The sequence below is a fragment of the Lacibacterium aquatile genome, from assembly GCF_042683105.1.
GTDB classification, from domain to species: domain Bacteria; phylum Pseudomonadota; class Alphaproteobacteria; order Elsterales; family Elsteraceae; genus Lacibacterium; species Lacibacterium aquatile.
Genome location: NZ_JBHUIP010000016.1, coordinates 322,397 through 349,181, shown reverse-complemented (window position 1 = coordinate 349,181; position 26,785 = coordinate 322,397). Strand labels below are relative to the sequence as shown.

Sequence of the window (26,785 nt, the reverse complement as noted above, 5' to 3'; positions counted from 1 at the left end):
CTTCGAGCCCACCTGTGGCCTCCCCTTTCCAAGGAGGCACCATGGGCTTGATTCCGACCCGCTACATCGCCTTCGACCTCCCGCCATCCGGGCCGGAGTTTCTCGTCCTGCAGGCAGGCTTGCTGCCGAAGCAGGCTGGTACAGGTCTGCAGATCGAGACCTTGGACGTCTACGACGGCTCATCCGCCCTGTCCAAGTTGCAGAACGTCTGGGATGTCCGCTCCCGACGCTACGCTTCCACCCTGATCGGTACCGAAGAAAAGCTGGCCGAATTTGAGGCCCTGCGGATCCAGAAAGGCCATCGCCCTCTGGTTCTCAATGACGGGCATCTCCGCACATTGATCCCCTGGTCGCCCTCGCTCGTCAGGGCTCCGCTCCGGGTTTCAATGGAGCAACTCGAAAATATTTTTGACCACAATAGGTTGTGCCGCCTGCACGACAAATCGCAAGCGCTGCGGGAGATTCTCACCGTCGCGGTCAGTGACTTACTGACCCTAGCTTCAACTGGGGCTTGTCGTCACTTCTGTGAACATCTACTTCGATATCATGAAATTGAAAGTAGAAAATCATCGCGAAAATCTATTGAAAATCGCGATGATCTGTGCTAAAGTGTAAGTTCGGCCTTTTTCAAGCAAAACCAAGGAACTTCAGCCCTATGTCCAGACGAAATCAAAGATCCGTCCTTCGCGCGCTTAATACACGACCTGTTGTTTATATACAAGGAAATCCTGAGATCAGCGTTCTTGGTAACGCTATGCTTGAGATCAAAGCGCCTGCGAAGCTGAGACCCAATACACAACTGGCCTATGCCTCTGTGTTCGGGCGATTTTTGAACTTCGTCAACGATAATGGGCTGGATCTCAGCAACCTCCCAGAGGAGGCATTCTGGGCCTATTTCAAGCACACGGGTGACATGTACGAAGCGGCAAACCCCGTTCACAGGAATCGCGCCCTCATTACGGTCTATCGGGAGCACTACATCCTCTGGGAGCTGTTCCGACTGGCCGGCGAGCGCGGCCTGGTGTCCAACAACTTTCCCAAACCGGAGATGAAGGTTATCGACGGCGCAGCTGTGCCGCACTTCGAGATCACCGGCCGGAGCAAACAAGAGATTCGTCTGCCCACCGAAAACAACATGGAACTGATGATCTCGCACCTGCCGGTAATGTTTCAGCACATTGCCGACTGCATGCTGGATACCGGTGCCCGCTGGGATGAAATCCGTCAGGCGTTCACCAAAACCTGGCCTGAACGACATCCAACGGGAGATCACGGCCTCCAGGAAGTGCCGGTCACCGTCAAAGGGGGACGCCCCGGCTCACTCTGGGTTTCGGAGGAGGCTGCAGCATCTTTCGAAGCTCTCTGGCGCCTTTCCCCTTCAGAAAAGGCACGGCTGACAAACAAGGCCTTCAACGCAGCCATCAAGCAGGCTTGCGTCGATGCCAAACTATTGAAAGCAGAGGATGAACCTCTCGCGGTCAATGAAAACAACGGATCGGCGTTCCCCTCGCGGCACGACAGCGGCCTGAAACTGACCTCTCACGGCTTCCGTCACTATTACGCGTCGCTGTTCATGAAGCAGTTCGGACAGGCTGAAGGATTCAATCCCATCGAGGCCCTGCAGAAAACTCTGCACCACGCTCACCCTGAGACCACCTGGGACTACGTCCACGAATTGGGTTACGCGCCCGACCCGACGCTCCGACCACGTCGCGCCAGCGTCCGACGGAGGAAGTTCTATGACTAAAGTGATCGACAGTCAGGGTCGGCGCATCGACTTTACCCGCATCGCGAATATCTCGCCGACCGGTGCCTGGGTGGCCGAACAGATCGCCCTCCGCGCCGACCGCAGATACCGCCTGTCCACGCTGACCAACATCGAGCGGAATCTCAGGTATGTCATCCCAGCCCTCGAGAAGGCGGCTCTTGACCTCGGCCAACCGGCCCCTCGCTCTCTTGCTGATCTCTCGCAAGACCTGGTGAGGCACACTCAAAGCCGGATTGCTAACCTGCCCGACCTGGCAGAAAGCTATCGCTGGTTTCTCGGCGCGACGTTTATCAAGTTAACCCGGATGTTGGGTTGCCGGAGCGCAAACCGCAATCCCCTCAAAAAGGCGGCTCGCGATCACACGGAACCTCTCTCAGAGGCTTGCCAGACGAAGTTAGATCAGTCCCTCGCAGACTGGCACCAGGACTTCAAGGCATATGTGACCGCTCCTGATGGCCCGTGCCGCCCAACAGCCCATGATATCGGCATGGCCGCGGCCTTCATCATCCGCGCGCTAGGGGCCAACGTCAGCGTCGTTCTGATGATGCAGCCAGACAGTATCGATGTCGAAGGACGGCGATATTGGATGGACAAAGCGCGCGCCAGGCGGCCGGGCACCTGGGTGAAATGGCATGACCATGATCAGCTCCAGAGCGTCCGCAACGTACTCGAATTGTTGGCAACTGCTCAGGAGCTTCATGGAACTCCGACGTTATGGTCCTGGCATACACTGAAAGCAAATCGGCGCTGGAATAGCGTCTCAACGATCAGCATCGATGATCATGACCCGCTATCCAAATGTTTCCGTGCCGCGATGCAGCGGATCGATCAGCCGAATACCACAGCTGATCGCTTGCGCGACGCCAAAGCCGGAGAATTACAGCGTTTGGGCCTCGATACCACGCGACTTGGCCACAAGACGCCAAATTCCCGCGTCGCCCTCAGCTATCTCAAAAGCTCAATGGGCCTCGCCCGCTGGGATGAAATCCTGCGCGCCGCTCAATCAAACATGACCCAATCAGGAGCTTCGGCATGAGCCAGCTTGAAAATCGCCGAATCAACGATCACGCGCGTTTCAATGATGACGTCTGGTCATTTGAGCACGAAATGGATGCCACAGTCCCGATCTCGGAACGGAAAATCGACTGGCCGTCGACCTGCGCGATCCCCTACTCCAACCGACATCGCAACCAGGATCTCAACATTTTAAAGGCTTGGGCCTACCACAGCTATATCAGCGGACAGCGGACTGTCTCGACGATCAGGCGCACGCTGTACCTGATCCGAGCCGCCATGCTGGATCTGTCCGAGCAACACGAGCTACCGGCGCTCCAGTTAGCGGACATCACAGTCGAAATGCTGACAAACCTGGCGATGCCGACGGACCCCTCCCGGCGCCGGAGTCTGTATCTGGCCTTCACCAACATGGCAACTGTGGCCCAGGAGTTCGGCCTCGACGGCGCTCCCACGCTGCTAGCCAGCGACCTTCGCCTGGCCTTTCAGAGGTTCCAGCGGACGCGACCGGTAAAAGAACGGCGTCGGCTTCCGTCGCCCGAAGAGGTCCGGATTATGTTGCAGCATGCCGAGGAAATCCTGCTGAAGGACGCTCCACGCCTCCAGGCATACCTTGATGCCAGTGCCAAGGTTAAGTCGAGGATTCCAGACGATCTTGGCGACTTCGTCACCCCCCTCCCGAATGATAGCTGCATTGATAGCCTGATGTGTGCAGTTCAGGGGGCCGGGATCCTGCGGCTATCCTTTCTCATCGGAGCCCGCAGGCAGGAAATGGCACTTCTGCGCCACAGCTGCCGGACCCTTAAAATCAGCCGTGAAGGGAAGGAAATCCCTTGCGTCGTTGGCCGCATCGGCAAGATCGAGCGCTCAACCCGAACCCGGCCCAGCGGCATCGCCGACCGGACCTTGGCGATTCTTGAGGAAACCTTCCGGACACACCGGATGCGGCACGGCATTGAAAGTCTGTTCTTTCGCGGCAAGCGAGGCGCGACGACGCAAGCCATCAACGAGTTGCTGACAAAATACCAGCAGCTCTATGGCGCCCGCCTGCAAGGCGTCTCCATCACACCGCTGGTCGGCCGCCATGTTCTGATAGGCGAGATGAAGAAGTTGCGGGACGGCAATATCGCCAGCGCCAAACAGGCCATCCATGCCTCCGAAAGCTCAAACGCCCACTATGGCCAGGACCGCCTGCCTGAACGCATCCCGTTCAGTGCCGTTCCTTCGGCCCGTCGGCGAAAGCTCGGATCTTAAAAACCCACCCTGCACGAGGAGACACGATCATGCCCTAGTGATCACCCAAATACGGGGCGCAATGCCCGAGAGTTTGTTGAACATGGAAAGTAACGGCATGGACCCAAAGCATGAAAATCAAACGCAACAATGGTATCGAAGAAAGAAACCAAAAGACCGGCCTGATCAAATCGCAAAGGTCTGCTGATAGGATCGCGGATGCTATCCGAGATCTGCCCTCTCAAGATCGCACCGTCGCCAACGCTCATGCCAAAACCGGCATCAGCGAACCCCATATCAGAAAACTCAAGAAGCGCTTTCCAGCGCTTGGGTCTCTTTTCTTCCAGAAGCCCAAACGCGAGGAAAAAAGCTCGGCCATCAGAGTACGCGACCTGGAGAACGACCTCATCGCACTCCTGAAAATCATCCAAGATCTGCGTCAGGAAATCGCGAAACTCAAAGGGATCATAAAGTCCCAGCAAAGTCTGCCGAAAGCCGCCTAATCAGCTCGCCTCGATCAAATATCTAAAGAAAACGCGGCCTTCACGGTCGCGTTTTTTCATGCTCAAAAAAGGGTAATGGTAATTTCGGATTTTAGTACGTGGTTGTTTCGATCTTTTGCGGATCTTTGTCTCTAATCAACGTAAAGCTTTAGATCAACGGCAGACTCGAGGTCACCACTCCTAATAATCGACTTTATTTTCCTTGATAAGGTTTCGAAACTGCCATTGAATTTATTTATGCTTGAAAAAATTAAAGATCGAAGCACAAATTTATTTTAACAATTACAAAATTGAATGTCAAATCAGCCTATTCAGAAACCCGGAATGCTTGCAAAATTAGAAGCGGAAATTGTCGCTTAGCACACCGATTTCCCAAATGGGAAAACCATGCGGAGCGACACCAAATTATAACCGGCAAAATGACTATCAGCTTGCGCGTGAAACGATCAGTAACCTGGAAAGATTTTTCGCGAGCCGAAGCGAGCTACTGAAGAGGTAAATCCACATAATCGAGATCCCGTAATCCAATAGATCTCGATCGGGAATGCTCCTGAGAATCTCACACTCTCGGAGCAAACAAGTCGTATCAATTCTCGCCGCCTTGGCGATCGCAATTGCCGCGCCTAAAACTGCCAAGCTCAGGCTGAAAAGAACCCATTGGAGATCAAAAAGCTCTTCGATCCGCGACCGGTGATTCTGAAACCAACGGTATTGGGCGGCTATCTGCATCAGTAACGTCACCAAAGACGCCACCGTCATAATCGTCGTGCCGCCCAAAGCTACTAAGGCGTATATCGGATCGAAGCTCAGGCTAAAGAACCAAATCATAGCCATCGCGATCGCGAAAACTGTCAAAATTCGAAACAGAATCCGTTCGAAAAACTGCCACGCAATAACGCAGATTACGGGCGGGAAGAATGCGATGAAATAAGGCCTTACCTGAGGCGGCACCAAAAACAGTGAGCAGGGCTCATCGGCGAAACAACCGCCATATTGCAGCCAACCAACAACACCGACGTAAAATGAACATGCCGCCACGCAAGAAGCGAAAACAATACACAGGCTCAGCACTTGTTCCTTTTTGATGGGTGGCAATGCTTTACCCATGAGCACGTACCGACCAAATCGAACACATGACCTAATAATTTTTGTCAGGAAACTCATAGGAACAAAAACCCAAGCTAATTGCCCGAAAGCCAGGGCGAGGTATAAAGTTTTACATCCTGGCTTTCAGCAAAAAGCAAAACAGCCGCCCCATAGGAGCGGCTGCAATGTCGCAAATAGTTTAGGCGGCTAAACCTCGAATGCCATCAAACAAGAGAGAGGCCTCCAGTTCAAGCATTGTATGCTCCTGTTGCTGACGGCTGAGGTAACCCATCTGCACCAACAGACGGAGCATCAAAATATACGCCGACAGCAACCGGCACAGAGGCTCGCCAGCCAATCCCGAAGGCCTGCTGAAACTGATCCCCTTGAGGAACCCTGCAACGGAAAGGCGGCATTCTGTCACCGCAACCCCATTGCTGCCGACGATCGGCAACACGGTCGTCCAAATGGACTCGTCATTCCGTTCATCCGCGACAACATTCACGTCAACTAGTACCTGGTCGACCATCGCCCTTGCACCGATACCCGCCGATAAAACGGCAGAGACCAAACGGTCTACTTCCGTCGTATCGGGCATGGCCTGGAAGCTGAAGTCCTTCACTTGGAAGGCTTCACCGCCTTTGCTCAGGCGCGCCTCCATCGACAACACGCCCTCCGGCTTGACCGTCGGGACCGCGAACCTGAGTCTAATGCTTTCATAGCTCATCGCGATCCTCCCCTAAGCGGCCTGACGCGCACGCCGGCGCACCGGCTCGACATCCAGCAATTCTTCGACTGACATCATCGAGGCCCTGAGGCCTTCAGCTGTCAGCCGCCCCCGGCTGTAGAGATAGTCCAGCGTCAAGAACGCCAATCCGAGCGCGGCGCCGAGCCCAAGTTTCTGCGCGCGAGGCCAAGAGGCGATCTTCGGCTCCCGTGATCTCAAGGCTATCCGTTGGCCAGCGGCGATCAGGGTCTCGACTTGCCCCGCCCCGGGATGAGATCGGCGCATCAGCTCCCTGCGATCATGCCTCGCACGATCAGCATCGGGCGTCGATTCGTGCAGGACGATAGCGCCTGAACCGCCAAGCGCCTCCGCGACAACCAGATTCTCCTGCGGTTCAATCGAGTGAACCACACCAGAGTATCGCCTAGAAACGATACGCTTCAGGCGAAGTGCGCCATGGATCGATTCCAATTCCAGCATAGTGACGAAAGCACCTGCGCGAACCGCGAAGTGCGCGGAAACATGAGCCCGATCGGGCAAATCATTCAGTTTCAAAGACCAGCTCCTTGCTAAGAGAGGCCCTCACAGATTCGCTCAAGCTGTCGACTTTCAAGAGTCGACCTTGAAAAACGTTAGTAATTTTAATGACTTATTGATCTATATAAATTCTGTCCGCTCAAGTTCCGCACCATCGCTTAACCGACTATGGCGCGAGCTGAATATCGATTCCGGGGTGGAACCGCCACAACTCGCATACTAGCTGCGGGTGCCAAGCACTCATCGACCAGGAACAGCTCCTCGACCTCCAGGTCAACGCGCGGCACATCCTTAAACCAGCACCGCGGTGCACCCTTCTCCCCCGGCGACCATCGATACCCTCTGGCCTTCAGCATCAACCTCGCCTCATAGGGCGCATCGACCGCCCAGACCCGGCAGACCGGCTGACGGGCATGCGACAACAGGGCCGCCAACCCCAGATCGCCAGTCACCGGTAGCGGGCGAGCAAGCAATTCAGCCAACGCCCATACGTCATTCAACGCGTTGTGGCCCGCAAACCAAAAGCCCGATGCCAAGCCCAGATGGCCGAGCTTCGACCCTTCAAATCCCTCGGACCGCCAATCGATTTCGGTGAGCGAACACGCCCAGCCGACGTCCGTAAATACTGGCCAGTGCTTTTCCGTGAACGGTCTGTCGAAACTGGCGTTGTGGGCCACGACTAGAGCCGCTCCCCCCAGGAAAGCTGCCACTTCCTGATCATCGATCCGGTGGCCGGCGACCATCTCGTTCGTGATGCCGGTGAGCTTCGTAATCTCCAGCGTGATAGGCCTCGAGGGCTGCCTCAACCTGTCGAAGGTACCAAGCACCCGGCCAAGTCGGCCGGTGGATCGACCGTACTCGAGCTTGACCATCGCCAGTTGGATCACCTCGTCGGCTTCGACTTCGAGACCCGTCGTCTCGGAATCGATCAACACCAGTTGGCCGACCTCTTCGCCGGAGTCGAGGTCGCCGTAGCTCGCCCGGGGCTCAAGCCGATCGATAACCCGGCAGCCTTGCGCTTCCAGGAGGGCCCGGGCTGCGGCGATGTCATCACTCAAAATTCGATCTCCCGACAATCTTGAGGCGGTTGCCATCGAATAAATCTTATCTGTTCAATCGCCTGGTCCGCAAAGGCCCGCCCTATGTCCTGGTCCGGCCCTTCGAGGCCATTGCCAGCACAGAGATCGATTAAAAACGCACTCATCCGTTCGCGCCCATTCTTCATGAGCAGAAGTTCAAGCGCAGCAGACGTCAACAGACATCTCAAGAGTTTCTCCCGGCTGTTGGGCCCGTCATTGCTGAACGCCGGCTCAACCGGCAAACCGATCAAAGCGGCCAGTTCGTAGAGGGACGAAATGCTGACGCCGAATGACGGAAGCCGGTCCCCCAGAAAGACCGCGCGGGGATTGGCTGATCGCCCGCTCAACCCCAGCCACCTCAATCGGAGCCTGGCAATGGATTCTGCCGTCGAATAGTCGTGGCTTAACATCGTCGGCTCGGTGCAATGGTCCCACATTACTTCGAATGAATCGGTGAGTTCGGCCCCGTACAACACCTTAAAATCCACCACCCCAGGCACCGGCCGATTGATGTCTGCGTTCAGGACCGCGATGCCCGTAATCGGGTAATGCGGGGGAGAGTTCGGGTCGTTCAACACCAGGCGTAGAAACCTCATATGCCGTCCCTCCATTCTGGGGACGGGCATCTAAGCTAACATTCCTAATCTTCAAGGTTCAGCTTTCTGAAACCCGCAATTTTGCTCGGTTTCAGGCCCGTCCGGCCTTGACGATCTCAAGCTAAGCACCACCTGCGCCTCCTTCCCAATCCAGGAGGCTTCTGCATGCTTTTCGACCCGCCAGTCCGATTGATCACCTCCGCTCCGCTCACCGTTAACCTGACCGACATCACGTTCTTTTTAAGCCTCGACCGCGCCGACGATGGCGCGTTCAGCCCGGCACAGGTCGGCGCCGTCCGGCTGAACGATCCGCTGCCGCTCGACATCCTGGCAGAGGGGTTGCGCTTGAACGAGTGTGGACCTACTAGCCGCGGGAGTATCCTGTGTCGCCCCTATTTCGGGCCGCCCAGCTCTCGGCAGCTCGAATTCGAAACCCACGAGCGCGCCTTGCTCGGCAGCAAGCGTGACAGCGCCCAAATCGAGCTATCCGAGGTGCGAGCCGAAAAACTGATGGTCAAGCGCGTGCCGTTGGCGCTCCGACCGATCTTTCGGCCCTCGCTTGGCGTTGCCATTCTCTGCCTCGAGTGGCTGCGTTTCAGTGGACAGATCAGCCCGGGCGCCCTGGATCTGACCTTCGAGCGGATCCGCGCGTCCATGCCGATGTTGAAGCTCGATTTAGACGCGATGCTGGCGCTTTTACGGGACGATCTGATCCAGTGATGCCTGCCTGAAATCGGGACGCGCGCCACCTTGCACGCCGGACCGAGGCGTGTTAGCCAGAACTTACGGCTTAGCAACCGGAACAAAGACCTACAGCCCTACCTCTTGGTCGGGCGGCCTAGCCCATAAAACACCAAGCTGTTCGTGAGGCGTCCAAAACCGCGCGATCATTGGAAAAGGCTGGGGGCGTACTTTGTTCGCTTGCTAACCGCCCGACGCCAGGTCGGTTCGGCTTGGCGTCGATAGCGGTTGGCAAACACAGCGCTGACATGGCAGTCGAGCTTTCGGCGTTAGTACGGGTGTTGTTCAGAAAACAAAGAGACGCCGGAAGGCGTCCTTAAAACTTGTCCATGTCGCAACCCGCGATTGCGATGGACCCGCCCCCGTTTTAAGCTCACTGAAGCGGCCAGCCGTTCGCACAGAACACTTCCCCGGAAGATCCCACCTGACCGTTGCTGACCTGCGGTTTCCAACCCCGCAGCGTCAGACAAGGTGGGTTGCCCTGTGCTTATAGCTGCCGCTCGTTTCGAACATCCGTTCGGAGCGACCCACCCTGTAGCAAGGGAACAAAGATGTACACATCCCCTCAGGCCACTTTGCGGCCCACTCGCCTATGCCTGCGTGTCCTCCTGGTTTCGGGAGGTCCGGCATGAACGACAAAATCGAAGTCATCGACATCAGCGCCGGCGATCGCTTGATGCTTTTCGAGCGGATTGTCGTCAGCGCCGCCCTCGCGTACGGCGCCGCGCGACTCTTCCAGCATGTGGCCGTCGGCATCGTCGTGTTCGTCGTCCTTGGCTTGTCGATCCACCTAGTCACACGCTCGAACATCGGCCAACGCATCTGGCACGGCGCCTCGACTGTCCTGTGGGCGGTCGCGGGCTTCGGTATTGCCAGGGCCCTCGAAGCCGATCCGGTTTCGCAGGTCGCAGCCACCCTGATTCCAGGCTTGATCGCCTTCGTCACACACCGGGCCTGGCGACGTGTCTCCGATCGAATCCGAATGATCGACTAAGCTTGGCGCCGCCCTGTTCGGCGGCGCCAGCTCCTTCCGATCCCAACACGACGCAACTGCTGCAACCAGCGGCCTCTCCAGGTCTGCCCGAAAGCACCCCCATGCCTCCGCTCCACAACTACGCGCCCGTGCTCGAACTTTCGATCACCGTCCACTCCGACGGCGGTTTCGTCGTCGAGTTCATCGACCTGCCGGTGATCGGGAGTGACTTCGTGGTCGAGGGCCTACGCCGTCTGCTCCCCGAGGGCTGGGCGATCCTCGTGGACGCGGCCGAACTCAACGTTTTCCAACTCTATGCCGAGACCGACAGCGAGTTGCTCCGGTTGCTCGAAACCCTGGCCGCCCTGAATGACGAATGGGCCCAGGCACCCGCAGCAGCCGATTAGACCCTTTCCTGAAAGATCCCCTCCATGAAGAATATCCTCGCTCTTCCACTTCCCGCCGCCCTGTTTCTTGCCGGATGCGTGCCCGGAAACGACGCCCCGACAACATCCGCCACCACACCAGCGGCCGTCGCCCAGGTCGTACCGCGGACCTGCTCTGCCATACGCGCGACCATCGTCGTCGACCACGGCCGCGCGCCTGGCGTCGAAGCCGTGGAGAAGACCGCCAGCAATAGCGGTTGCTTCACCGTCTTGCCGTCGGTCGCACTCTCAACCTCGAACGTGAAATACGTGCTGACCGTCAGCCGCGACAGCGGCGTCTCAAACAACGGTTCTGGGGTCGCCAAGGGCGCGGCGTCGATCGGCCTGGCCCATATCCCCTTTGTCGGCGCCATCGCCGGTGCGGCGATCCCCACCAGCATCGATATCCAGGAAGCCATCCGGATGGATCTGAAGGAAATCGCCACCGGCAAGATCCTGGGTTCGGGCTCGGCCCAATACGGCTATTCCAAGACCACGTATGAGACCGCACAGAACCGGCTCGAGGCCGACAATCCCGCCCTGGTGGAAGCCCTGAACCAGGTCATCGTGGGGGCCGAACCCGCCCTCATCGCGGCAGCCACCCCACCGGCACCGCCTCCGAAGCCGCCGGTCAAGACTCCGCCGAAGAAGAAACCCGTCGCCCCGGCTTCGTGATCTCGCATACCAAGGACGTAAGCCATGAGAATCACCCGCAGCAAAACGACTTCAGTCTATCCCAGGCGTCGGCACCCTGACGGCCCTCGCCTTCACCGCGGCTATCGACGATCCGTCCCGCTTTGCCAATGGCCGCCAGGTCGCCTCCTACTTCGGCCTTGCCCCTCGCCTATCGCGAACAGGCACCAAACAAGTTGGCCCCAGAGGCATCTCCAGACGTGGCGACATCATGACCAGAACGCTGCTGTGCCAAGCTGCCATGCGGCTGACTTATGGCAATGTCCGGGAAACGGCTCTCGGCAATTGGGGCAAGAAGCTCGCAGCCAGTCGGTCTGGTAGAAAGGTCATGGCTGCCGTTGGACGCAAACTCGCGGTCCAGATGTTCGCCATGTTGCGCGATGGCAGCGACTATGTCGATCCTGGCCTCGCGGTTAACCCCGCAGGCTCCTAACTCTGTATTCGCTGTTGGCCTCTGAGGCCCATGACTTTGCTAGAGGCGAGCCTGCAGAAGCCGTTGGCGCCGACCGCGATCGTCCATTGAAGCATACGACCTCGACATGATGTTGCGGCGGTGCCATCTTTCGCTCCGGTGATATCCACATCGCTTGCTGCTAGGTTTTAGACTTCGTGACAGTCAATTGGACACCCAGCGCCGAAGCGATCTCCATCAGATTGCTGACTGTCGGAGTAGCTTCCTGCCGAACTGGCAACTCCAGGATCCGCCTGAGCACCAAGCAGGCATAGACCATCATCTTTTCGTCCCCGGATGCTAACGCGTCCTTCAGGAAGCGAATGCGAACTGCTGGGGTTGTCAGGAAATCGCCAATGTCCTGAATATAAAATCCAGGCAAATCAGTCGGTGTCAATTTTTCATCTTCCTAATTATCTTAAAGCTGAGCATTCGCAAAAATCCCAGTCACTAATAATTACAAAATCAGAATATTAATTTTCGTCAATAATTCATTTTAAGATGTACGCAAGCATTTCGCGACTCGATCACCGTTACCTTGATACCGCGATCGGATGCACAATACGCATGACTGATATGCGATATGCGCGGATTGCAACTCCATCGGATTAACGACCTTGCGTAAAACAATTTAGAATCAAGCGATTGAGAACAAACAAGTTTTAAAAATACATCTCAAATACCAGATGAATACACATGTATTCATTGACTCTTATGCAACCGATCCGCGACCGTCCTGCATACCACTGTGTGCAGGATTCTTCAGATGTCGTTGGTAGAGGTTGATACCGCTTTTGCGGATAAGGTTGTCGCAAACGATACCGACGAACATCGATTGACTTATGGTCCTTGGGCAGCGCTTTCGCTGCTGACCGCAACCCTGGGGGTGGCGCTTGAAGCACAGCGCCTTGCTGCGGAAGCCGGGTGGCCCGAGGTCGTCGGATCGAATGAGTTGGTCGGCGCTGCCAAGCGCGCAGGCCTGACCGCCAAGGCCGTCAAGACCCGCTGGAGCAAACTGCCCAAACTTCCTCTACCCGCCCTGGCCTTGATGCGGGATGGGTCGGCCGTCGTGCTGGCGAAGGTCGAAGGGGATCGGGTGCTGGTGATGCCCGCCGGTGCCGAACGCCCGGCCGTGCAGCCCGCACCTGCCTTCCTGGGTGATTGGAGCGGACGTCTTGTGCTCGTGGGCAAACCGGGAGAAGGAACGCAGCCCGCGTCGGGCTTTGCGGCGGGCTGGTTCATGCGTCTGGCAGCCAAATACAAGCGCCTGTTTTCCGAGGTGCTGCTGGCTTCCGTTCTGCTGCAGACCCTGGGCCTCATCTCGCCGCTGCTGTTCCAGGTGGTGATCGACAAGGTGCTGGTGCATCGCAGCCTCACCACCCTCGACGTGATGGTGATCGGCATGGTGCTGGTCAGCCTGTTCGAGGGCACGCTGGGCGCTCTGCGCTCCTATCTGCTGAGCCACACGACCCACCGGCTGGATGCCGAACTGGGCGGACGGATGTTCGGTCATCTGCTGGATCTGCCGCTGGGCTATTTCGCCGCCCGCCGGGTGGGTGACGTCGCCGCCCGCGTGAAAGAACTAGAAGGCGTGCGCGGCTTCCTGACCGGATCGGCCCTGACGCTGATGGTCGACGGTACCTTCACCCTGCTGTTTTTCGCCGTCATGTGGATGTTCAGCCCGCTGCTGACCGGCATCGTCCTGGCGTCCCTGCCGATCTATGTCCTGGTGTCGGCGGTTATCACCCCGATCCTCAAGCGCCGTCTGGAGATCAAAGGCCAGCGCCAGTCCGAGAATCAGGCCTTCCTGATCGAGACTTTGGGTGCCATCGAGACCGCCAAGTCGATGGCCATCGAGCCGCGCCTGAAGCGCCAGTTCGAAGAACAGCTCGCCTCCTCCACCGAAGCCGCCTTTAAGGCCGGGCAGATCAGCCAGACCGGCGCCGCCCTGGTCGGTGGCATCGGCAAGATCGTGACCGTCCTGCTGCTGTGGGTGGGTGCCGGGGCCGTGATCGACGGACATCTGTCGGTCGGCCAGCTGATCGCCTTCAACATGCTGGCGGGCCGGGTGGCGCAGCCGATCCTGCGCCTGTCCCAGGTCTGGCAGGAATTCCAGCAGATGCGCGTCTCCGTCTCGCGCCTCGCCGAGGTGATGGATCAGAAGACCGAAGCCGTGGATCGCGGCGGCCGCTCCATGCCCGCCACCCTCCATGGTGCTGTGAGCTTCAAGGAGGTCGACTTCCGCTATCGCCCCAATGGCCCGCTGGTGCTGTCCCAGATCTCGGTCGATATCCCGGCAGGTCAGGTGGTCGGCATCGTCGGCGCCAGCGGATCGGGCAAGAGCACCTTCGCCCGTCTCAGCCAGCGGCTCTTCACGCCCGAACGCGGGCGGGTGCTGGTCGACGGCATCGACATCGCCCAGGTAGATGCCGGCTGGCTGCGCTCAGGCATCGGCACCGTCCCCCAGGAAGCCGTGCTGTTCAATCGCACGGTTCGCGAGAATATCGCCCTCTCCGATCCCTCCGCCAGCCTTGCCCGCGTCACCGAAGCCGCGATGCAGGCGGGCATCCATGAGACGACCCTCGGCCTGCCCAACGGCTATGACACGCCGGTGGGCGAGCGCGGGGCGACCCTCTCCGCCGGGCAGCGTCAGCGCATTGCGCTTGCCCGCGCCCTCATCCGCAATCCCAAGCTGCTGATCCTGGACGAAGCCACCAGCGCGCTCGACAGCGAGAGCGAACTGCTGATCCAGCGCTCGCTGAAGAACCTCTGCGTCGGGCGCACGGTGCTGATGATCGCCCATCGCCTTTCCACCCTGCGCTGGGCCGACCGCATTTTGGTGATCGACGGCGGCAGAATTGTCGAGGATGGCAGCCCCGCCGAGCTTTCCGCCAAGGCCGGCGGCAAATTCGCCCAGCTGCTAAAAGCCCAGGCCAGTATGGACGCCGAGCCTCTGGTGACAGGGGATGGTCCCCTCGCCACAGGAGCCGCCGAATGACGAACATCGAAACCACGGCCAGCGACCGCTCCATCGCCGCCTTCAAGCCAGGGCTGCTGGCGATCCTGGAGACGCCGCCCTCGCCCACCGCGCGCCTGACGACCCTGCTGCTCTGCTCGGCCATTGTGGCGGCGGGGACTTGGGGCTGGTTCGGCAAGATGGATGTGGTGGCCAGCGCGACCGGCCAGATCGTCCCCACCGGCCAAATCAAGCAGGTGCAGGCCTCCGAACCGGCCGTGGTCAAGGCGATCCATGTCACCGAAGGTCAGCGCGTGAAGGCCGGTGACCTGCTGGTGGAGTTCGACCCCACACCGGCGGAGGCTGACCTGGAGGCCGCCGAAACTGAATCCCATCTGGCCGCCCTCGACATCGCCCGCCTGACCGCGCTGATCGAGAAGCCGGAGGCGCCCGATGCCGCCTTCATTCCGCCCGCGGGCACGGCACCGGCGGCGGAGATCCTGCAGCGCAGCCTGATCCGCGCCCGTGCCGCCGAACAGATCGCCAAGCGCCGCAATGCGGAAGCGGAGATCGCCAAACGCTCGGCCGAGGCCTCCGCCTACGGGGCGGAAGCGACAAAGATCGAGGCGATCCTGCCGCTGCTGGAGCGGCGGGTTTCGGCCCGGCGCACGCTGCTGGACCGGCAGGCGGGATCGGAGATGGCCTTCCTGGAGTTGCAACAGCAGCAGATCGAACAGGCCCGTGAAGTGCCGGTGCGCCGTCAGCGCCAGCGCGAGGCCGAAGCGAATGCCGATGCCGCCCGCGCGACCCTCGCCCAGGTGGAGGCGGAATATGAGCGCTCGTTGAATACCGAACTGGCCGAGGCCCTGCGCAAGCGGCAGGCGGCCGATCTGGCCGCCACCAAGGCGCGCCGCCGCCTGGACCTCACCCGCCTGACCGCCCCGGTGGACGGCACCGTGCAGCAGCTGGTGCTCGCCACCGTCGGCGGCGTCGTCACCGCCGCCCAGCCGCTGATGGCGCTGATCCCGTCGGGCACCGCCCTGGAGGTGCGCGCCCAGCTGCCGAACAAGGACATCGGCTTCGTGAAGGCGGGCCAGCCGGTGAAGGTGAAGATCGAAAGCTTCACCTTCACGAAATACGGCCTGCTGACCGGCACCGTGACGGGCCTCTCGGCCGATGCGGTGAAGGACGAGAAACAGGGCCTCGTCTATACGGCTCGCATCGCGCTCGACAGCGACCGCATGACCATCGACGGCCAATCGCAGCGCCTGACGCCGGGCATGGCCGTAACGGCGGAGATCGTCACCGGCGAACGGCGGCTGATAGAATACGTCCTGACGCCGGTACTGCGGGCGGTGAATGAAGCGGGAAGAGAGCGGTGAACAAAACCGCAAACACATTAAATTTTAAATATAGGAAAAACAATGGCGACATCTCTGTCTCAATCTATAGTTGACAACGCCGTTGCGACAGCATTGGCATACGATACGAACATTAATGGAGCCTCCACTAATGCTCAAATAATGGACGCCATCAGGGGAAACGGCTTTAGCGCCGAAGTCGCTCAATCCTTTGTAGACAGATTCGAAGTAATGGCTTCGATGAATAGCGCTACCGGCGTTCAGGCGATAGCCGTACAAAATATTTCAACATCTCAGGTAACAGTTGCCATTGCAGGAACGCAGCCGACAGATATCGCTGATCTGATGGCCGACTTTAATTTAGCGGGTCAACCTACCATCACTGGCCCAATAGGCCAGGCTTTACTCAACGAAGTATCTAGCGCCCTGCACGGAGCTCAATTTAATACAATTGCTGATTTCACTCGTAGCATATCAAATCTCGTTGGCGATAAAATCTCAGTAACTGGCCACTCCCTTGGAGGTTATTGGGCTGAAGTTCTCGGCGCCGTCATGACAGATATTGTCGAATACTCCCAAACATTAAGCTCCCCAGGAATACTAAATTCATTTCCACAACTTGAAAATCTTGCTAATTCAGTCACCGTAAATCCAACTCAAAATGATTTCATAGCAAACATAGCATCAAATCCGTTTGGAGGAATAAGAATAGACTATAATTCATTTGCACAACGAACAAACACCATCGGGAACATCATAGCCGATGTAATTAGAGTCAACAATCACCTTATGACAACTATTGGACCCGCCCTATCAGCAGTTCTTGCCGTAGACATGATAAACTATGGTTCACTTTCTGTATTTATGGGAAATCATCTCGCATCTGGTAACAAAAATAACTACAATGTATTGACAAATGCCCAAGGCGGAGTTCCAGGCACTGATATCACTTTAGATAAAGACGCAATATTTGGATTCACAACAGATGCTGCCGGCTTTTTTACTGGCGGCCCCATTGGATATGCGCAACCACTAGGAGGAGGGATCGGCAGCTTAACCCCGTACGGCTATCCCACATGGGGAGATACCGGCCTCGTCACAGTAACAGATCTGATGATGGGTAACGTCTTCATGACGTCGACCGGCCTTCCCCTAGGACACCATTTTATTGGTCGGGCAGCTACTGGCACTCTCGGCCAAGCCCAAGGTGCGTATGCTGGCCGATTCAATGGCTCGTATGTCGGCGGCTTTTGGCACGATAATTATCATGGAATTTCAGAGCATGGCCCAATGGGAGCTCCGGGCAATGGCAATAAGGCAGGCGATTTCTCTGACCCAAGCCCAAACAGCAATACCGGCGGAAACAAAGGCGACGGCGAAGAGACCGGCGAAGTACCTCCTATTTTGCTGGACCTTGGCGATGGGATTGAGATCGTCAACATGGGTGCAACCACATATACATGGAATGAAGCGAGTGGCTATCGCTATAGGACCGGTTGGGCAGGCCCCAACACAGGAATGCTGGCCTTTGATGAAGATGGCGACGGCAAGATTTCCGGAAGACGAGAACTCTCAATGGCCGCTCACATGGAGGGGGCAACCACTGATTTAGAGGGATTAACTGCCTTCGATACCAATAAAGACGGTCGCTTCGACGCGAAAGATGAAAAATTTAATAAATTCAGGATTTGGGTCGACAAGAACCAAGATGGAATAAGTCAAACCGGCGAGCTACTCACGCTCAAGAAAGCAAAAGTAAAATCAATAGAATTAAATCCTGTGTACAGCTTCAAAGGAGGCATAGACATAGGAAACAACAAAATAAACAATATTGGAATATACGAGACGACAGACGGAAAAATCCGATCATTGGCTGACGTCACGTTCGGTTATGATAAAAATCATGGAACAAAACTATCCGATGATCATCGAGTGTATTTCCAAGACGCCTCGATGAACCAATTGGATTTTTGGAAAAGTCGAAACCGAAAAAATCGTGACGCTTTCGTAGCTATAGCAGCGGCAGCTGCGAGTTCCGTCTCGATGCCCACTGTTGCCGAAGTAACCGAATTCGGCGTTAAGGTCTTGAATGGCTCGAAGGCGGAATTATCGACATTTATCGGCACCTTCCACCACGAAGCCGACGGTACAGAGTGGATCGATGGCCGGGTTCTGATGGACCTCAACATCCCCGGTCAGGAGCCCAAGCCTTACAAGCCCAAGATCGACAAAGTCACCGCTGCCGATATCACCGCGGACAAGGCCTATGTGGCGCCGGTTGTTGCGCTGGATACCGGGTGGGAGTTGCAGGCGGGTCATACGTTCGATATCGGATTGATCGGCCAGGGGGCGACCGTCGGCGCGGTGGATGCGGCGAGCGGTGTGCTGGCGGGAACGAGCCGCACCACGGCGAGCCTGACCGCCACGACCGCTGCCGATACCACGGCGTCGGGCGGCGGTGCGGGCGGTGGCGGTGTGCTGGGAGGCTCGGGTCCCAATCTGATCCTGCCGCCCGCCAATGTCCTGCCCACGGCAGGCGCCGATACGCTGGCCGCCACCGAGGATAGCGCGCTAATCCTGAGCGCGGCCGATCTGCTGGCCAATGACGGCGATGCCGATGGCGGCACACTGACCGTCAACGGCGTCGGCACGGCCGTCGGCGGCACGGTGGTGCTGATGCCCGACGGCACCATCAGTTTCACCCCCAGGCCCGATTTCTTCGGCACCGCCAGCTTCACCTATACCGTCAGCGACGGTCAGGGCGGGGTTACCACGGCGGTGGCGACCCTCCAGGTCGCCAATGTCGCCGATGTGCCGGTCGCCCGCAAAGACACCGTGCAGACGGCCGAAGACACCGTCCTGGTGCTCGATCCCGCCACCCTGCTGAAGAACGACTCCGATGCCGACGGCACCAGTCCCACCCTGACGGCGGTCTTCGATGCCGTCGGCGGCACGGTGGAGCTGGTCGGCGGCAAGGTCGTCTTCATACCCGATGCGGATTTCACCGGGCTGGCGAGCTTCTCCTACACCATCAGCGACAGCGAAGGCGGCACCGCCACGGCCTCGGTCACCGTTGCGGTGGCCGGAGTGGGCGACGTGCCGGTCCTGGGCGCCGATGCCGCGCAGATGGACGAGGATGGCACCCTCATCCTGCAGCCTGCCGATCTGCTGGCCAACGACAGCGATGCCGATGGTGACACCCTGACCATCGTCGGGGTCGAGAGCCTGTCCGGCGGCACGGCGGTTCTGCTGCCCGACGGCACCATCAGCTTCACCCCGGCGCCTGATTTCAACGGCCCGGCGGTGCTGCGCTATCTCGTCTCCGACGGCAGCGGCCATCTGGCCCAGGCCGATATCGCGGTCGCGGTGGCGCCGGTCAATGATGCCCCGGTCGCCGCCGACGATACGGCCGATGCGGTGGAAGATACCCCGCTGCTGCTGAAAGCCGCCGATCTGCTGGCCAACGACAGCGATGTCGATGGCGATACGCTGACCATCGTGGGGGCCGAGGCCCTCTCCGGCGGCACCGCGAGTATTTCGGCCGAGGGCGATATCCTTTTCACGCCCGATGCCGATTTCTTCGGGCAGGCTCAGCTCACCTATAAGATCGCCGATGGCGCGGGCGGTTTCTCCACCGCCACCGTCACCCTCACGGTCGAGGGCACCGACGATGCGCCGGTTGCCTTTGGCGAGACCCTGGCCCTGACCGAGGATACCAACGCCCTCATCTCGGCCGCCACCCTGCTGGCCAATGATATCGATGTGGATGGCGACAGCCTGAAGATCGTCGGTATCGCCGGATCGACCGGCGGCAAGGCCAGCCTGAATGCCGATGGCGATATCACCTTTACCCCCACCGCCAACCTCAACGGCAAAGGGGCGGCCAGCATCACCTATATCGTCGAGGATCCGAGCGGCCGACAGAGCGAGGCGACGGCCACGATCGATATCGCGGCGGTGAATGACGCGCCGACCGTGACCGGCGAGATCTATGGTACCCATTATCAGGGCACCGGCGCTTTCGAGGTGCCGGTGGCCGATCTGCTGGCCAACGACAGCGATGTGGATGGCGATACGCTGACGATCAGCGCGGTTGGGACTCCCGTGGGCGGCACGGTCACGCTGGACGGCGGCAAGGTGATCTTCACCCCCACCCCCGACTTCACCGGTCAGGCCGGCTTCACCTATACCGTCGATGACGGCAACGGCGGCACGACCAAGGCCACGGTGGCATTCGAGGTCCAGAAAAACACCGCTCCGACGGCTGTCGGCGAAACCCTGACCGGCAGCGCCGAGGACGCCGTCCGCACCATCAGCTTTGCCGATCTTCTGAAGAACGACACAGACTTCGAGGAACATGCGCTCTCTATTGTCGGCGTGCAGGCGGTCGAGGGGGCGAATGTCGAGCTGACCGATACCGGCGTGAAGATCACGCCGCTGCCCAACTATAACGGGGTGGTGAAGTTCAACTATCTGGTCGAGGATAAACTGGGCGCCCAGAGCACGGCGCAGGCCAGCTTCACCTTGACGGCCGTCAATGACGCCCCGGTCGCCGCGAACGAGACCATCGCTGCCACCGAAGACACCAAGGTGGTCATGACCTTCAAGCAGCTGCTCGGCAATGACGTCGATGTAGAGGGCGATGCGCTGACGATCACGGCGGTGTCGGGCGCCACCAAGGGCAGCGTGGTGATGGATAAGGGTGCGGGCACCGTCACCTTCACGCTCGACCAGAATTACAACGGCAGTGCCGCTGGCTTCACCTATACGGTCAGCGACGGCAAGGGCGGCACGGATACGGCCAAGGTCACTCTCAACGTCGCGGCGGTGAATGATGCTCCCACGGTGAAGGGCGAGCTGCTGGCCGGGGTGGAGGACACCGTCTATAAGGTCAAGCTCTCCAGCCTGCTCAGCAACGATAGTGACGTCGACGGCGACAGCCTGACCATCGCCTCGGTCAAGGCGGGTACCGGCGTCGATACCGTCGTCATCAGCGGCGGCTATGTGGTGATGACCCCGGACAAGGATTACGACGGCAACGCCAGCTTCCAGTATCGCGTCTCCGACGGCAACGGCGGCTTCACCTGGTCCACGGTCGTGGTCGCGCTGGCGGGGGTCGATGACGGTCCGACCAATAGCTCCAAGAGCTACAACGGCGAAGACGGGCAGACCCTGAAGGGGACCGTACCGGTCAGCGATGTCGATGGCGGCGACTACAGCTATCAGGTCGTGAGCACGACCGAGTCCGGTCAGTGGTACTGGAAAGGGACGAATAATCCAGTCACCGGCATTTCGAGCTGGAGCTACGCGCAGCCGCCTTTGGCGATCAGTGGCAGCGGCGGCTTCACCTGGGCTGCCAGCCATATGCACTCCTGGCATGAAGGCGGTGACAGCAGCTATGAACAGGGGACTTTCGTCTTCGTCGGGACGGCGACTTACAAGATCAAAGTGACCGATGAAAATGGCGAGTTCGCCTATACGACCCTGACTTTCAAGAATGAGGGGAACCCACCCATTGCCGATACCGGCTCGGGTGATGACCATGGCTATGACGGCGGCACTCCCCCAATCATCCTCGATCTCGATAAGGACGGCGAGATAATCGCCAATGCAGAAAAGTCTGGCGTCACCTTCGACTGGAACGGTGACGGCAAGGCCAGCAAAACCGCCTGGGTCGACCAGGGCGACGGCTTCTTGATGCTGGACCGCAACGGCGACGGCAAGGCCCAGTCCGAGGACATCATCTTCGCAAACGACCATCCCGATGCCCAGACAGATATGGACGGCGTGCGCCTCGCCTATGACAGCAACAAAAACGGCAAGCTGGATGCGGGGGACGAAAAGTTCGCCGACTTCAAGGTCTGGCAGGATCTCAACCAGGACGGCATCAGCCAGGCGGAGGAGATCAAGACCCTGGCCGAGCACGGCATCAGCAGCATCGGGCTGGAGGCGCCTCGGATCGACAGCAAGATCGACGGCGGCGCTCTCCATCGCGAGACGGAGGTAACCTTCGAGGATGGCTCCACCACCAAGGCGGGCGACGTTACCATCCATCATCAAGATGGCCCGACCATCAGCGTCGAACAACAGGCAGCCCTGCTGATCGAAGCCATGGCGGCCTTCGTGCCGGAAACCCTGGACCAGGTGCCGCTCACTCAGAGCCAGCCACTACCGGATTGGCTGCCACGGGCTGAAGAAGAGTGGCAACCTATGTAGCCTCGACATTTCAGGCATTGCTAAGCGCCCGATTATCGAAAACCCCTAAACGCCTGTGGCGTTTACCTCTGGGAGATAAGCTGTTGGTATTTTGGATCACAACAACCGTGATATTCACCACGCTCACATCATTGATGTTTATTATACTAAAGATATTTTTTAAAGAAGTTCGAAGAAAAATACTGATAAGCTTAATGATTACTCCATTTATATATGCAGTTGAATTAATTGTATTTTACAGCATTCACATTCATTACAATGGATACGAATGGAATAGAGGATCTTATCCACTTCAAATATCAGACAAAAATTCTATTAATTTGTTATTTTGTCAATTTTATCGTGAAATACAAAACTATAACTGCACGCAAAGACCCGTTAAATCCGCAGAAACCACAGATATAAATCTTATTTTTAACAGAATTGATATATTTAATTACAATAAAGGAGATTTAATATTATATGGATTCAAGAATAATTATACAGAAATCACCGACGCACAGGGCCCTATCGGCTTTCGCAAACAATTTCACAAAGAAAAAAAATAGGCGGCTAAAACAAAACCGCGGCGACTTTTTTGGATCGTAGCCGATATCAGAAAACCGATGTCGTGCTCATAAAGTCTGGCTAATGAATAGCCTTTAGTTTCGTAGACAGTCCTTTAGTTCACAAACCAAGCGGTGCTCAACGCAGATCGCGTGCCTAAATACCGAAAAGGGAAAAGAAAATTGAAGGCGAACCACCGGCGTCGGTGACCACCCTTCAGTTTGAACAGGCCCTCAATGAATCTTCTGACTGTGGCGCTCTCAATCGCGACAGCTGCCTTCGCTTGTCTGCAATTTCAATTGCCAGCCGCGCTCCCGACCCTGCAGCACTCCCTCCTTCTGACCTCCGGCCAAACAGCCTGGGTTTTGATTTCGTGGCTCCTCTCGGCCACTGCGACAACTCCCCTCATCACCAGGTTCGGCGATGTCTATGGCAAAGCGCGAACTTTAACGTGGACCCTGACCATCGTCGCGGTCGGTTGCTTGATATCGGCCCTGGCCACAAGCCACGAGATCCTTCTGCTGGGCCGGCTCTTTCAAGGAGTTGGGGGCGCCGTATTGCCGTTGGCTCTCAGCTTGGCCCATGAACAAGCTACCGCTGACCGGCATACTGTCGGCCGCCTGACCATCGTCGTTCCAATCGGCGGCGCTGTTGGTTTGATCGCAGTAGCTCCGATCCTATCATGGCTGGGATGGCCGGGACTATTCTGGCTGGGAACCGCCCTTCATCTTATAGCTGCTACGCTGGTGGCCACTTGCGCTCGGTCGGACTCCAACGGCACAGGTGGGCAAATCAATTGGCTGTCAGCCGGCTTGCTGGCACTCACATGCGTCCCCCTTCTGCTTTCGATCACAGAAGCGTCTGCCTGGGGATGGGGATCATTCCTCCAACTCGCAGTCCTCGGAACATCCCTGGGATTCGGTTTGTTCTGGACCTTACTTGAGGCCCAAAGCCGGCACCCAATCATCGACTTCCGGCTGCTGCGCCGATCCGCCGTCTGGATCGGTGGACTGCTTGCCCTCCTGCATGGAGCCCTAGCCTTCGGCGTCTGGACGCTGCTGCCGCTGATCCCGCAAAGCAACTTTGCCTCGCCAGCCGGATTGACCCACAGCCTTCTCCTGATGCTGGGGGCTACGGCGATCGCGGGTTCGGTCGCCAGCCATCACCTTGCGGGTTGGTCCCCGAAGCGCCAGTTGGTCTTGGCGGCGCTGGCTTCTCTAGCCGGAGGTATACTCTTCCTATGTGCGCCGGCATCCTGGTTCCTTCTGGCCGGTCCAGCCTTTTTCGGGGTCGGACAGGGCATTGCCGTGGTGACCCTCCAGATGCTGGTTCTAAGCGCCAGTCCGGGCCATCAAGCCGGTTCAGCAGCTGGCTTCCTCAGCGTCTCCCGAACGCTCGGCGGCACCATGGGGGCCGCGCTGGTGACCGCTCTTGGCACAACCGGCAACCAGGTGTCTCTCGATCTTAGACAGGGCTTCATGGTCTGCGCCGGACTAGCTTGTGCTGCGGCATGGATACCGCTGTTACTTCGCCCGAACCATGGCGTTAAATAGCAACTTAGGGAACCCCGCCTCGACTATAGATCCTCGGCCGCCAGCAGGCGCTGGCGCAACTGACCAAGCCGCATCAGATCATAGGGCATCGCCTTAAAGGTCGGAGCGTAAAGTTCAGGAGACGCCACAGCAAATAGCGAGATATGCAGGTTCGACCGAAACCCGACCATAGCGCCGACGATCGTTCGCTCGTCAGTGTTATAGCGAAGACGAAACTGATCACCCGAAACCTGTTTGCCCTGCCTCAACTGGTCGAAGTTAGGCAGGATCCTGAAGTGCGCGTCTGCCACATTCTGGGGTATGCCTGAGAGCCAGTGCGTAAAGACCCCGCCTTCCGGAGGCAAAGGAGCTTTGACATACTCCCGATACAGCGCCATGCCGAGCTTCGCTGAGAAGACTTCCATGTGGCGCCGCAGGATCGGGCCATCGAGCGCAATCTCCACTCTGCGCTCAAGTACACCTGACGGCCGCCGCCCCCAGACATGCGGACGTAATCTCTGAAGCCGCGTAATTTCTCGACAGAAGCCCGGGGCAAGATCCTCGGCGGATCCCAGCAGCGCCTTGCCTTCCCGCGCTTCCAGATCAGACGGACCATTGGGATTCAGCCGGAGCAAGAAGCTGGCGACAACGTCTGCTGCCTTCGTCCCATTGTTGCAGGCCTGACAACTTGCGAACTCGAACCCACTGAGCCGGTGCCGGTTCTCGAAGAAGGTCGTCGGCGGCATATGCTCGATCGTATCCGGCGCCGCCTCGCAATAGATGCAGCGCGTCTCCTCGTTGAGGATCTCGCCCCGCCGTCGGCTCTTCTGCCGTGCCTCGCCCACGTCAGCCACCTAACCGCTTTCGGAAAGCCTGCACCTGGGCATCGTTGATGTCGCGGTCGTAGCAGATCGGCGACCGGCCGCCCGGCTTGCTGTAAGCACTGCGCCCTCCGCAAGATCGGCCATTGCTCATCGTTGAATACGGGCAGGCGCAATTGCCGGGATAGCTCGACAGCGACTCTCGAATAATCTGTTGTCGGACCTGAGCGTCGGTCAGCGCTTCCTTGCCGATCGCTGGCATACTCAGGATCAAACCGACGCCCACGAGAATACCAATACGCATCTTGCCCATTGCCCAACCTCCGCACGTCCTGGACACGATGCAACCCGAAAGATAAAAAGCCGTCAATCTTTCGCTTAAGCTTCTCAACTGGATCAAGCTGTGGAAACGATCATCGACGTTCGCGCGTACACCTACCCTGACGTGATCGTCCTGTGGTCTGACCAGCGTGTGCAGGTCATCGACGTGGAGAAGCTGATCGGAATGCGTCCGGCTCTTGAGCCACTCCGGGATCCAGCGGTATTCACGACGGCGCACGTCAGTCCCAATGCCACCGCGATCGAGTTTATCGGCGGACACCGCATCGACTTCACCGAATTGGCCTGAAGCACTCAAAGGCCAGACCAAGCCATCGCGGCAGATGCTCTTGCCCACCCGAGTCGCTGAAACTTCATGTGAAAACCCAGCCGCTCAAGCGCACTATACAGCACAGCTAAAGGTAGTATCATACGCGAGTGTCAATCGAGCGCGGGGCCGAGCCATGCTGACGAAGCTGTCTGCATTGACCATCTGTTTTCTGATCGCAATCGTTGCGGGCCCTGTCTGGGCAGACCCGCCAACCCGGCCGATGCGAAACTTCGATCACGCCAAGACCATTGCCCGTAACAAGATCTACTCAGACCACTACGTCGAGCAATACTGCGGCTGCACCTTCCTGCCCAGAGGCCGGAGTGGAGGCTTTCTCGATCTCAGTTCCTGTGGCTATAAACGGAGCCGAGCCGGCACCGAGGACATGGAATGGGAACATGTCGTCCCCGCCAAGGCACTCGGCCAATGGCGTGCGTGTTGGGCCGGTGACGCGCGCTGCTTTGCAGGCAACGGCGATCGCCTCAGCAACCGTGAATGCTGCACGAAGATCGATCCGGAATTTGCTCGCATCCAGGTCGACCTCCATAACCTTATACCGGCGGTCGAAGGTCTGAACGCCCGACGCGGCGAACGCTCGTACGGCGAAGTCGCCGGCGACGCGCCGCAGTTCGGGTCCTGCACCTTCCAGATCGACTACGACACCGATGTCGCAGAGCCTCCCAAGACCATCCAGGGCGATGTCGCCCGCATAAGTCTCTACATGCGCGACACCTACGGCGTGATGTTCACCCCTGAACAGGAGACTCTGTTTCAGCGCTGGAGCGCCGACGACCCTGTCGATGATTGGGAAATCGAGCGCAATCGCCGCATTGAGCAGGAGCAGGGGAATTCAAACCCCTACGTTCGCCCATAGCACC

At 58.2% G+C, this 26,785-nt stretch carries 23 protein-coding genes and 1 pseudogene; 16 read left to right on the top strand and 8 right to left on the bottom strand.

The features are described 5' to 3' along the window. The first annotated feature begins 41 nt into the window (after nucleotides 1-41). The 5 genes from ACFSM5_RS21220 to ACFSM5_RS21200 all read left to right on the top strand — a co-directional run bounded on the left by ACFSM5_RS21220 (nucleotide 42) and on the right by ACFSM5_RS21200 (nucleotide 4,518). A complete protein-coding gene (locus tag ACFSM5_RS21220; RefSeq protein WP_379878777.1) occupies nucleotides 42-608 on the top strand; it encodes a hypothetical protein in 567 nt (188 codons plus the stop codon). A gap of 146 nt (nucleotides 609-754) precedes the next feature. Next, on the top strand, nucleotides 755-1,747 hold the full coding sequence (locus ACFSM5_RS21215) for a hypothetical protein (protein WP_379878775.1): 993 nt from the start codon (nucleotides 755-757) through the stop codon (nucleotides 1,745-1,747). Next, entirely contained in the window at nucleotides 1,740-2,804 is a 1,065-nt protein-coding gene (locus ACFSM5_RS21210) for a hypothetical protein (protein ID WP_379878773.1), read from the top strand. The genes ACFSM5_RS21215 and ACFSM5_RS21210 overlap by 8 nt, the downstream gene beginning before the upstream one ends. Next, nucleotides 2,801-4,036: a hypothetical protein gene (locus ACFSM5_RS21205; RefSeq protein ID WP_379878771.1), complete on the top strand. Its 1,236-nt coding sequence runs from the start codon at nucleotides 2,801-2,803 to the stop codon at nucleotides 4,034-4,036. Before ACFSM5_RS21210 ends, ACFSM5_RS21205 begins: the two co-directional genes overlap by 4 nt. Before the next feature lie 110 nt (nucleotides 4,037-4,146). Further along, nucleotides 4,147-4,518 carry a hypothetical protein gene (locus ACFSM5_RS21200; protein WP_379878769.1) on the top strand — a complete coding sequence of 124 codons (372 nt, stop codon included), beginning with the start codon at nucleotides 4,147-4,149 and terminating at the stop codon, nucleotides 4,516-4,518. Nucleotides 4,519-4,944: 426 nt separating this feature from the next. Here the strand turns inward: ACFSM5_RS21200 and ACFSM5_RS21195 are convergent, their stop codons facing one another. From ACFSM5_RS21195 to ACFSM5_RS21175, 5 genes are all read right to left on the bottom strand, one after another. Beyond that, a complete protein-coding gene (locus tag ACFSM5_RS21195; protein ID WP_379878767.1) occupies nucleotides 4,945-5,625 on the bottom strand; it encodes a hypothetical protein in 681 nt (226 codons plus the stop codon). 178 nt (nucleotides 5,626-5,803) lie between these two features. Continuing rightward, on the bottom strand, nucleotides 5,804-6,331 hold the full coding sequence (locus ACFSM5_RS21190) for a hypothetical protein (RefSeq protein ID WP_379878765.1): 528 nt from the start codon (nucleotides 6,329-6,331) through the stop codon (nucleotides 5,804-5,806). 12 nt (nucleotides 6,332-6,343) lie between these two features. Continuing rightward, on the bottom strand, nucleotides 6,344-6,886 hold the full coding sequence (locus ACFSM5_RS21185; protein ID WP_379878763.1) for a hypothetical protein: 543 nt from the start codon (nucleotides 6,884-6,886) through the stop codon (nucleotides 6,344-6,346). A gap of 140 nt (nucleotides 6,887-7,026) precedes the next feature. Beyond that, a complete protein-coding gene (locus ACFSM5_RS21180) occupies nucleotides 7,027-7,926 on the bottom strand; it encodes a 3'-5' exonuclease (RefSeq protein ID WP_379878761.1) in 900 nt (299 codons plus the stop codon). Continuing rightward, a complete protein-coding gene (locus ACFSM5_RS21175; protein WP_379878759.1) occupies nucleotides 7,923-8,543 on the bottom strand; it encodes a hypothetical protein in 621 nt (206 codons plus the stop codon). Before ACFSM5_RS21175 ends, ACFSM5_RS21180 begins: the two co-directional genes overlap by 4 nt. A 165-nt stretch (nucleotides 8,544-8,708) precedes the next feature. On the opposite strand from ACFSM5_RS21175, the gene ACFSM5_RS21170 reads away from it, so the two are divergent. From ACFSM5_RS21170 to ACFSM5_RS21150, 5 genes and pseudogenes are all read left to right on the top strand, one after another. Further along, complete coding sequence (locus ACFSM5_RS21170; protein WP_379878757.1) at nucleotides 8,709-9,263, top strand: hypothetical protein; 555 nt, start codon at nucleotides 8,709-8,711, stop codon at nucleotides 9,261-9,263. 649 nt (nucleotides 9,264-9,912) lie between these two features. Continuing rightward, the gene (locus ACFSM5_RS21165) at nucleotides 9,913-10,278 is read left to right on the top strand and encodes a hypothetical protein (protein ID WP_379878755.1); all 366 of its coding nucleotides are present in this window, start codon (nucleotides 9,913-9,915) and stop codon (nucleotides 10,276-10,278) included. A 2-nt stretch (nucleotides 10,279-10,280) separates the two neighbouring features. Continuing rightward, nucleotides 10,281-10,664: a hypothetical protein gene (locus ACFSM5_RS21160; RefSeq protein WP_379878753.1), complete on the top strand. Its 384-nt coding sequence runs from the start codon at nucleotides 10,281-10,283 to the stop codon at nucleotides 10,662-10,664. A gap of 24 nt (nucleotides 10,665-10,688) precedes the next feature. Next, nucleotides 10,689-11,357: a hypothetical protein gene (locus ACFSM5_RS21155; RefSeq protein WP_379878751.1), complete on the top strand. Its 669-nt coding sequence runs from the start codon at nucleotides 10,689-10,691 to the stop codon at nucleotides 11,355-11,357. Nucleotides 11,358-11,412: 55 nt separating this feature from the next. Further along, nucleotides 11,413-11,808: pseudogene (locus ACFSM5_RS21150) on the top strand (transposase); the annotation flags it as partial. 160 nt (nucleotides 11,809-11,968) lie between these two features. Here ACFSM5_RS21150 and ACFSM5_RS21145 read toward each other — a convergent pair. Beyond that, on the bottom strand, nucleotides 11,969-12,223 hold the full coding sequence (locus tag ACFSM5_RS21145; protein WP_379878749.1) for a hypothetical protein: 255 nt from the start codon (nucleotides 12,221-12,223) through the stop codon (nucleotides 11,969-11,971). A gap of 369 nt (nucleotides 12,224-12,592) precedes the next feature. Here ACFSM5_RS21145 and ACFSM5_RS21140 point away from each other — a divergent pair, with 369 nt between their 5' ends. The 4 genes from ACFSM5_RS21140 to ACFSM5_RS21125 all read left to right on the top strand — a co-directional run bounded on the left by ACFSM5_RS21140 (nucleotide 12,593) and on the right by ACFSM5_RS21125 (nucleotide 24,458). After that, nucleotides 12,593-14,824, top strand: coding sequence for a peptidase domain-containing ABC transporter (locus ACFSM5_RS21140; protein WP_379878747.1), 2,232 nt, complete (start codon nucleotides 12,593-12,595; stop codon nucleotides 14,822-14,824). Then, nucleotides 14,821-16,164: an HlyD family type I secretion periplasmic adaptor subunit gene (locus tag ACFSM5_RS21135; RefSeq protein ID WP_379878745.1), complete on the top strand. Its 1,344-nt coding sequence runs from the start codon at nucleotides 14,821-14,823 to the stop codon at nucleotides 16,162-16,164. The genes ACFSM5_RS21140 and ACFSM5_RS21135 overlap by 4 nt, the downstream gene beginning before the upstream one ends. A gap of 2,022 nt (nucleotides 16,165-18,186) precedes the next feature. Continuing rightward, complete coding sequence (locus tag ACFSM5_RS21130) at nucleotides 18,187-22,359, top strand: cadherin-like domain-containing protein (protein ID WP_379878743.1); 4,173 nt, start codon at nucleotides 18,187-18,189, stop codon at nucleotides 22,357-22,359. 782 nt (nucleotides 22,360-23,141) lie between these two features. After that, on the top strand, nucleotides 23,142-24,458 hold the full coding sequence (locus ACFSM5_RS21125) for an MFS transporter (protein ID WP_379878741.1): 1,317 nt from the start codon (nucleotides 23,142-23,144) through the stop codon (nucleotides 24,456-24,458). A 23-nt stretch (nucleotides 24,459-24,481) separates the two neighbouring features. Here the strand turns inward: ACFSM5_RS21125 and ACFSM5_RS21120 are convergent, their stop codons facing one another. Both ACFSM5_RS21120 and ACFSM5_RS21115 read right to left on the bottom strand, forming a co-directional pair. After that, the gene (locus ACFSM5_RS21120) at nucleotides 24,482-25,282 is read right to left on the bottom strand and encodes a hypothetical protein (protein WP_379878739.1); all 801 of its coding nucleotides are present in this window, start codon (nucleotides 25,280-25,282) and stop codon (nucleotides 24,482-24,484) included. A 1-nt stretch (nucleotide 25,283) separates the two neighbouring features. Beyond that, nucleotides 25,284-25,571: a hypothetical protein gene (locus ACFSM5_RS21115; RefSeq protein ID WP_379878737.1), complete on the bottom strand. Its 288-nt coding sequence runs from the start codon at nucleotides 25,569-25,571 to the stop codon at nucleotides 25,284-25,286. A 90-nt stretch (nucleotides 25,572-25,661) separates the two neighbouring features. Here ACFSM5_RS21115 and ACFSM5_RS21110 point away from each other — a divergent pair, with 90 nt between their 5' ends. Next, nucleotides 25,662-25,886: a hypothetical protein gene (locus ACFSM5_RS21110; RefSeq protein WP_379878735.1), complete on the top strand. Its 225-nt coding sequence runs from the start codon at nucleotides 25,662-25,664 to the stop codon at nucleotides 25,884-25,886. A 154-nt stretch (nucleotides 25,887-26,040) separates the two neighbouring features. Continuing rightward, nucleotides 26,041-26,781: an endonuclease gene (locus tag ACFSM5_RS21105; RefSeq protein ID WP_379878732.1), complete on the top strand. Its 741-nt coding sequence runs from the start codon at nucleotides 26,041-26,043 to the stop codon at nucleotides 26,779-26,781. Nucleotides 26,782-26,785 lie beyond the last annotated feature (4 nt).

Excerpts from the sequence above, each read along its gene's own strand:
- ACFSM5_RS21200 (WP_379878769.1), top strand. The coding sequence starts at position 4,147 with ATGAAAATCAAACGCAACAATGGTATCGAAGAAAGAAACCAAAAGACC.
- ACFSM5_RS21220 (WP_379878777.1), top strand. The coding sequence starts at position 42 with ATGGGCTTGATTCCGACCCGCTACATCGCCTTCGACCTCCCGCCATCC.
- ACFSM5_RS21135 (WP_379878745.1), top strand. The coding sequence starts at position 14,821 with ATGACGAACATCGAAACCACGGCCAGCGACCGCTCCATCGCCGCCTTC.
- ACFSM5_RS21130 (WP_379878743.1), top strand. The coding sequence starts at position 18,187 with ATGCCCACTGTTGCCGAAGTAACCGAATTCGGCGTTAAGGTCTTGAAT.
- ACFSM5_RS21215 (WP_379878775.1), top strand. The coding sequence starts at position 755 with ATGCTTGAGATCAAAGCGCCTGCGAAGCTGAGACCCAATACACAACTG.
- ACFSM5_RS21190 (WP_379878765.1), bottom strand. The coding sequence starts at position 6,331 with ATGAGCTATGAAAGCATTAGACTCAGGTTCGCGGTCCCGACGGTCAAG.
- ACFSM5_RS21205 (WP_379878771.1), top strand. The coding sequence starts at position 2,801 with ATGAGCCAGCTTGAAAATCGCCGAATCAACGATCACGCGCGTTTCAAT.
- ACFSM5_RS21175 (WP_379878759.1), bottom strand. The coding sequence starts at position 8,543 with ATGAGGTTTCTACGCCTGGTGTTGAACGACCCGAACTCTCCCCCGCAT.
- ACFSM5_RS21140 (WP_379878747.1), top strand. The coding sequence starts at position 12,593 with ATGTCGTTGGTAGAGGTTGATACCGCTTTTGCGGATAAGGTTGTCGCA.
- ACFSM5_RS21125 (WP_379878741.1), top strand. The coding sequence starts at position 23,142 with ATGAATCTTCTGACTGTGGCGCTCTCAATCGCGACAGCTGCCTTCGCT.
- ACFSM5_RS21165 (WP_379878755.1), top strand. The coding sequence starts at position 9,913 with ATGAACGACAAAATCGAAGTCATCGACATCAGCGCCGGCGATCGCTTG.
- ACFSM5_RS21105 (WP_379878732.1), top strand. The coding sequence starts at position 26,041 with ATGCTGACGAAGCTGTCTGCATTGACCATCTGTTTTCTGATCGCAATC.
- ACFSM5_RS21210 (WP_379878773.1), top strand. The coding sequence starts at position 1,740 with ATGACTAAAGTGATCGACAGTCAGGGTCGGCGCATCGACTTTACCCGC.
- ACFSM5_RS21170 (WP_379878757.1), top strand. The coding sequence starts at position 8,709 with ATGCTTTTCGACCCGCCAGTCCGATTGATCACCTCCGCTCCGCTCACC.
- ACFSM5_RS21195 (WP_379878767.1), bottom strand. The coding sequence starts at position 5,625 with ATGGGTAAAGCATTGCCACCCATCAAAAAGGAACAAGTGCTGAGCCTG.
- ACFSM5_RS21155 (WP_379878751.1), top strand. The coding sequence starts at position 10,689 with ATGAAGAATATCCTCGCTCTTCCACTTCCCGCCGCCCTGTTTCTTGCC.
- ACFSM5_RS21115 (WP_379878737.1), bottom strand. The coding sequence starts at position 25,571 with ATGGGCAAGATGCGTATTGGTATTCTCGTGGGCGTCGGTTTGATCCTG.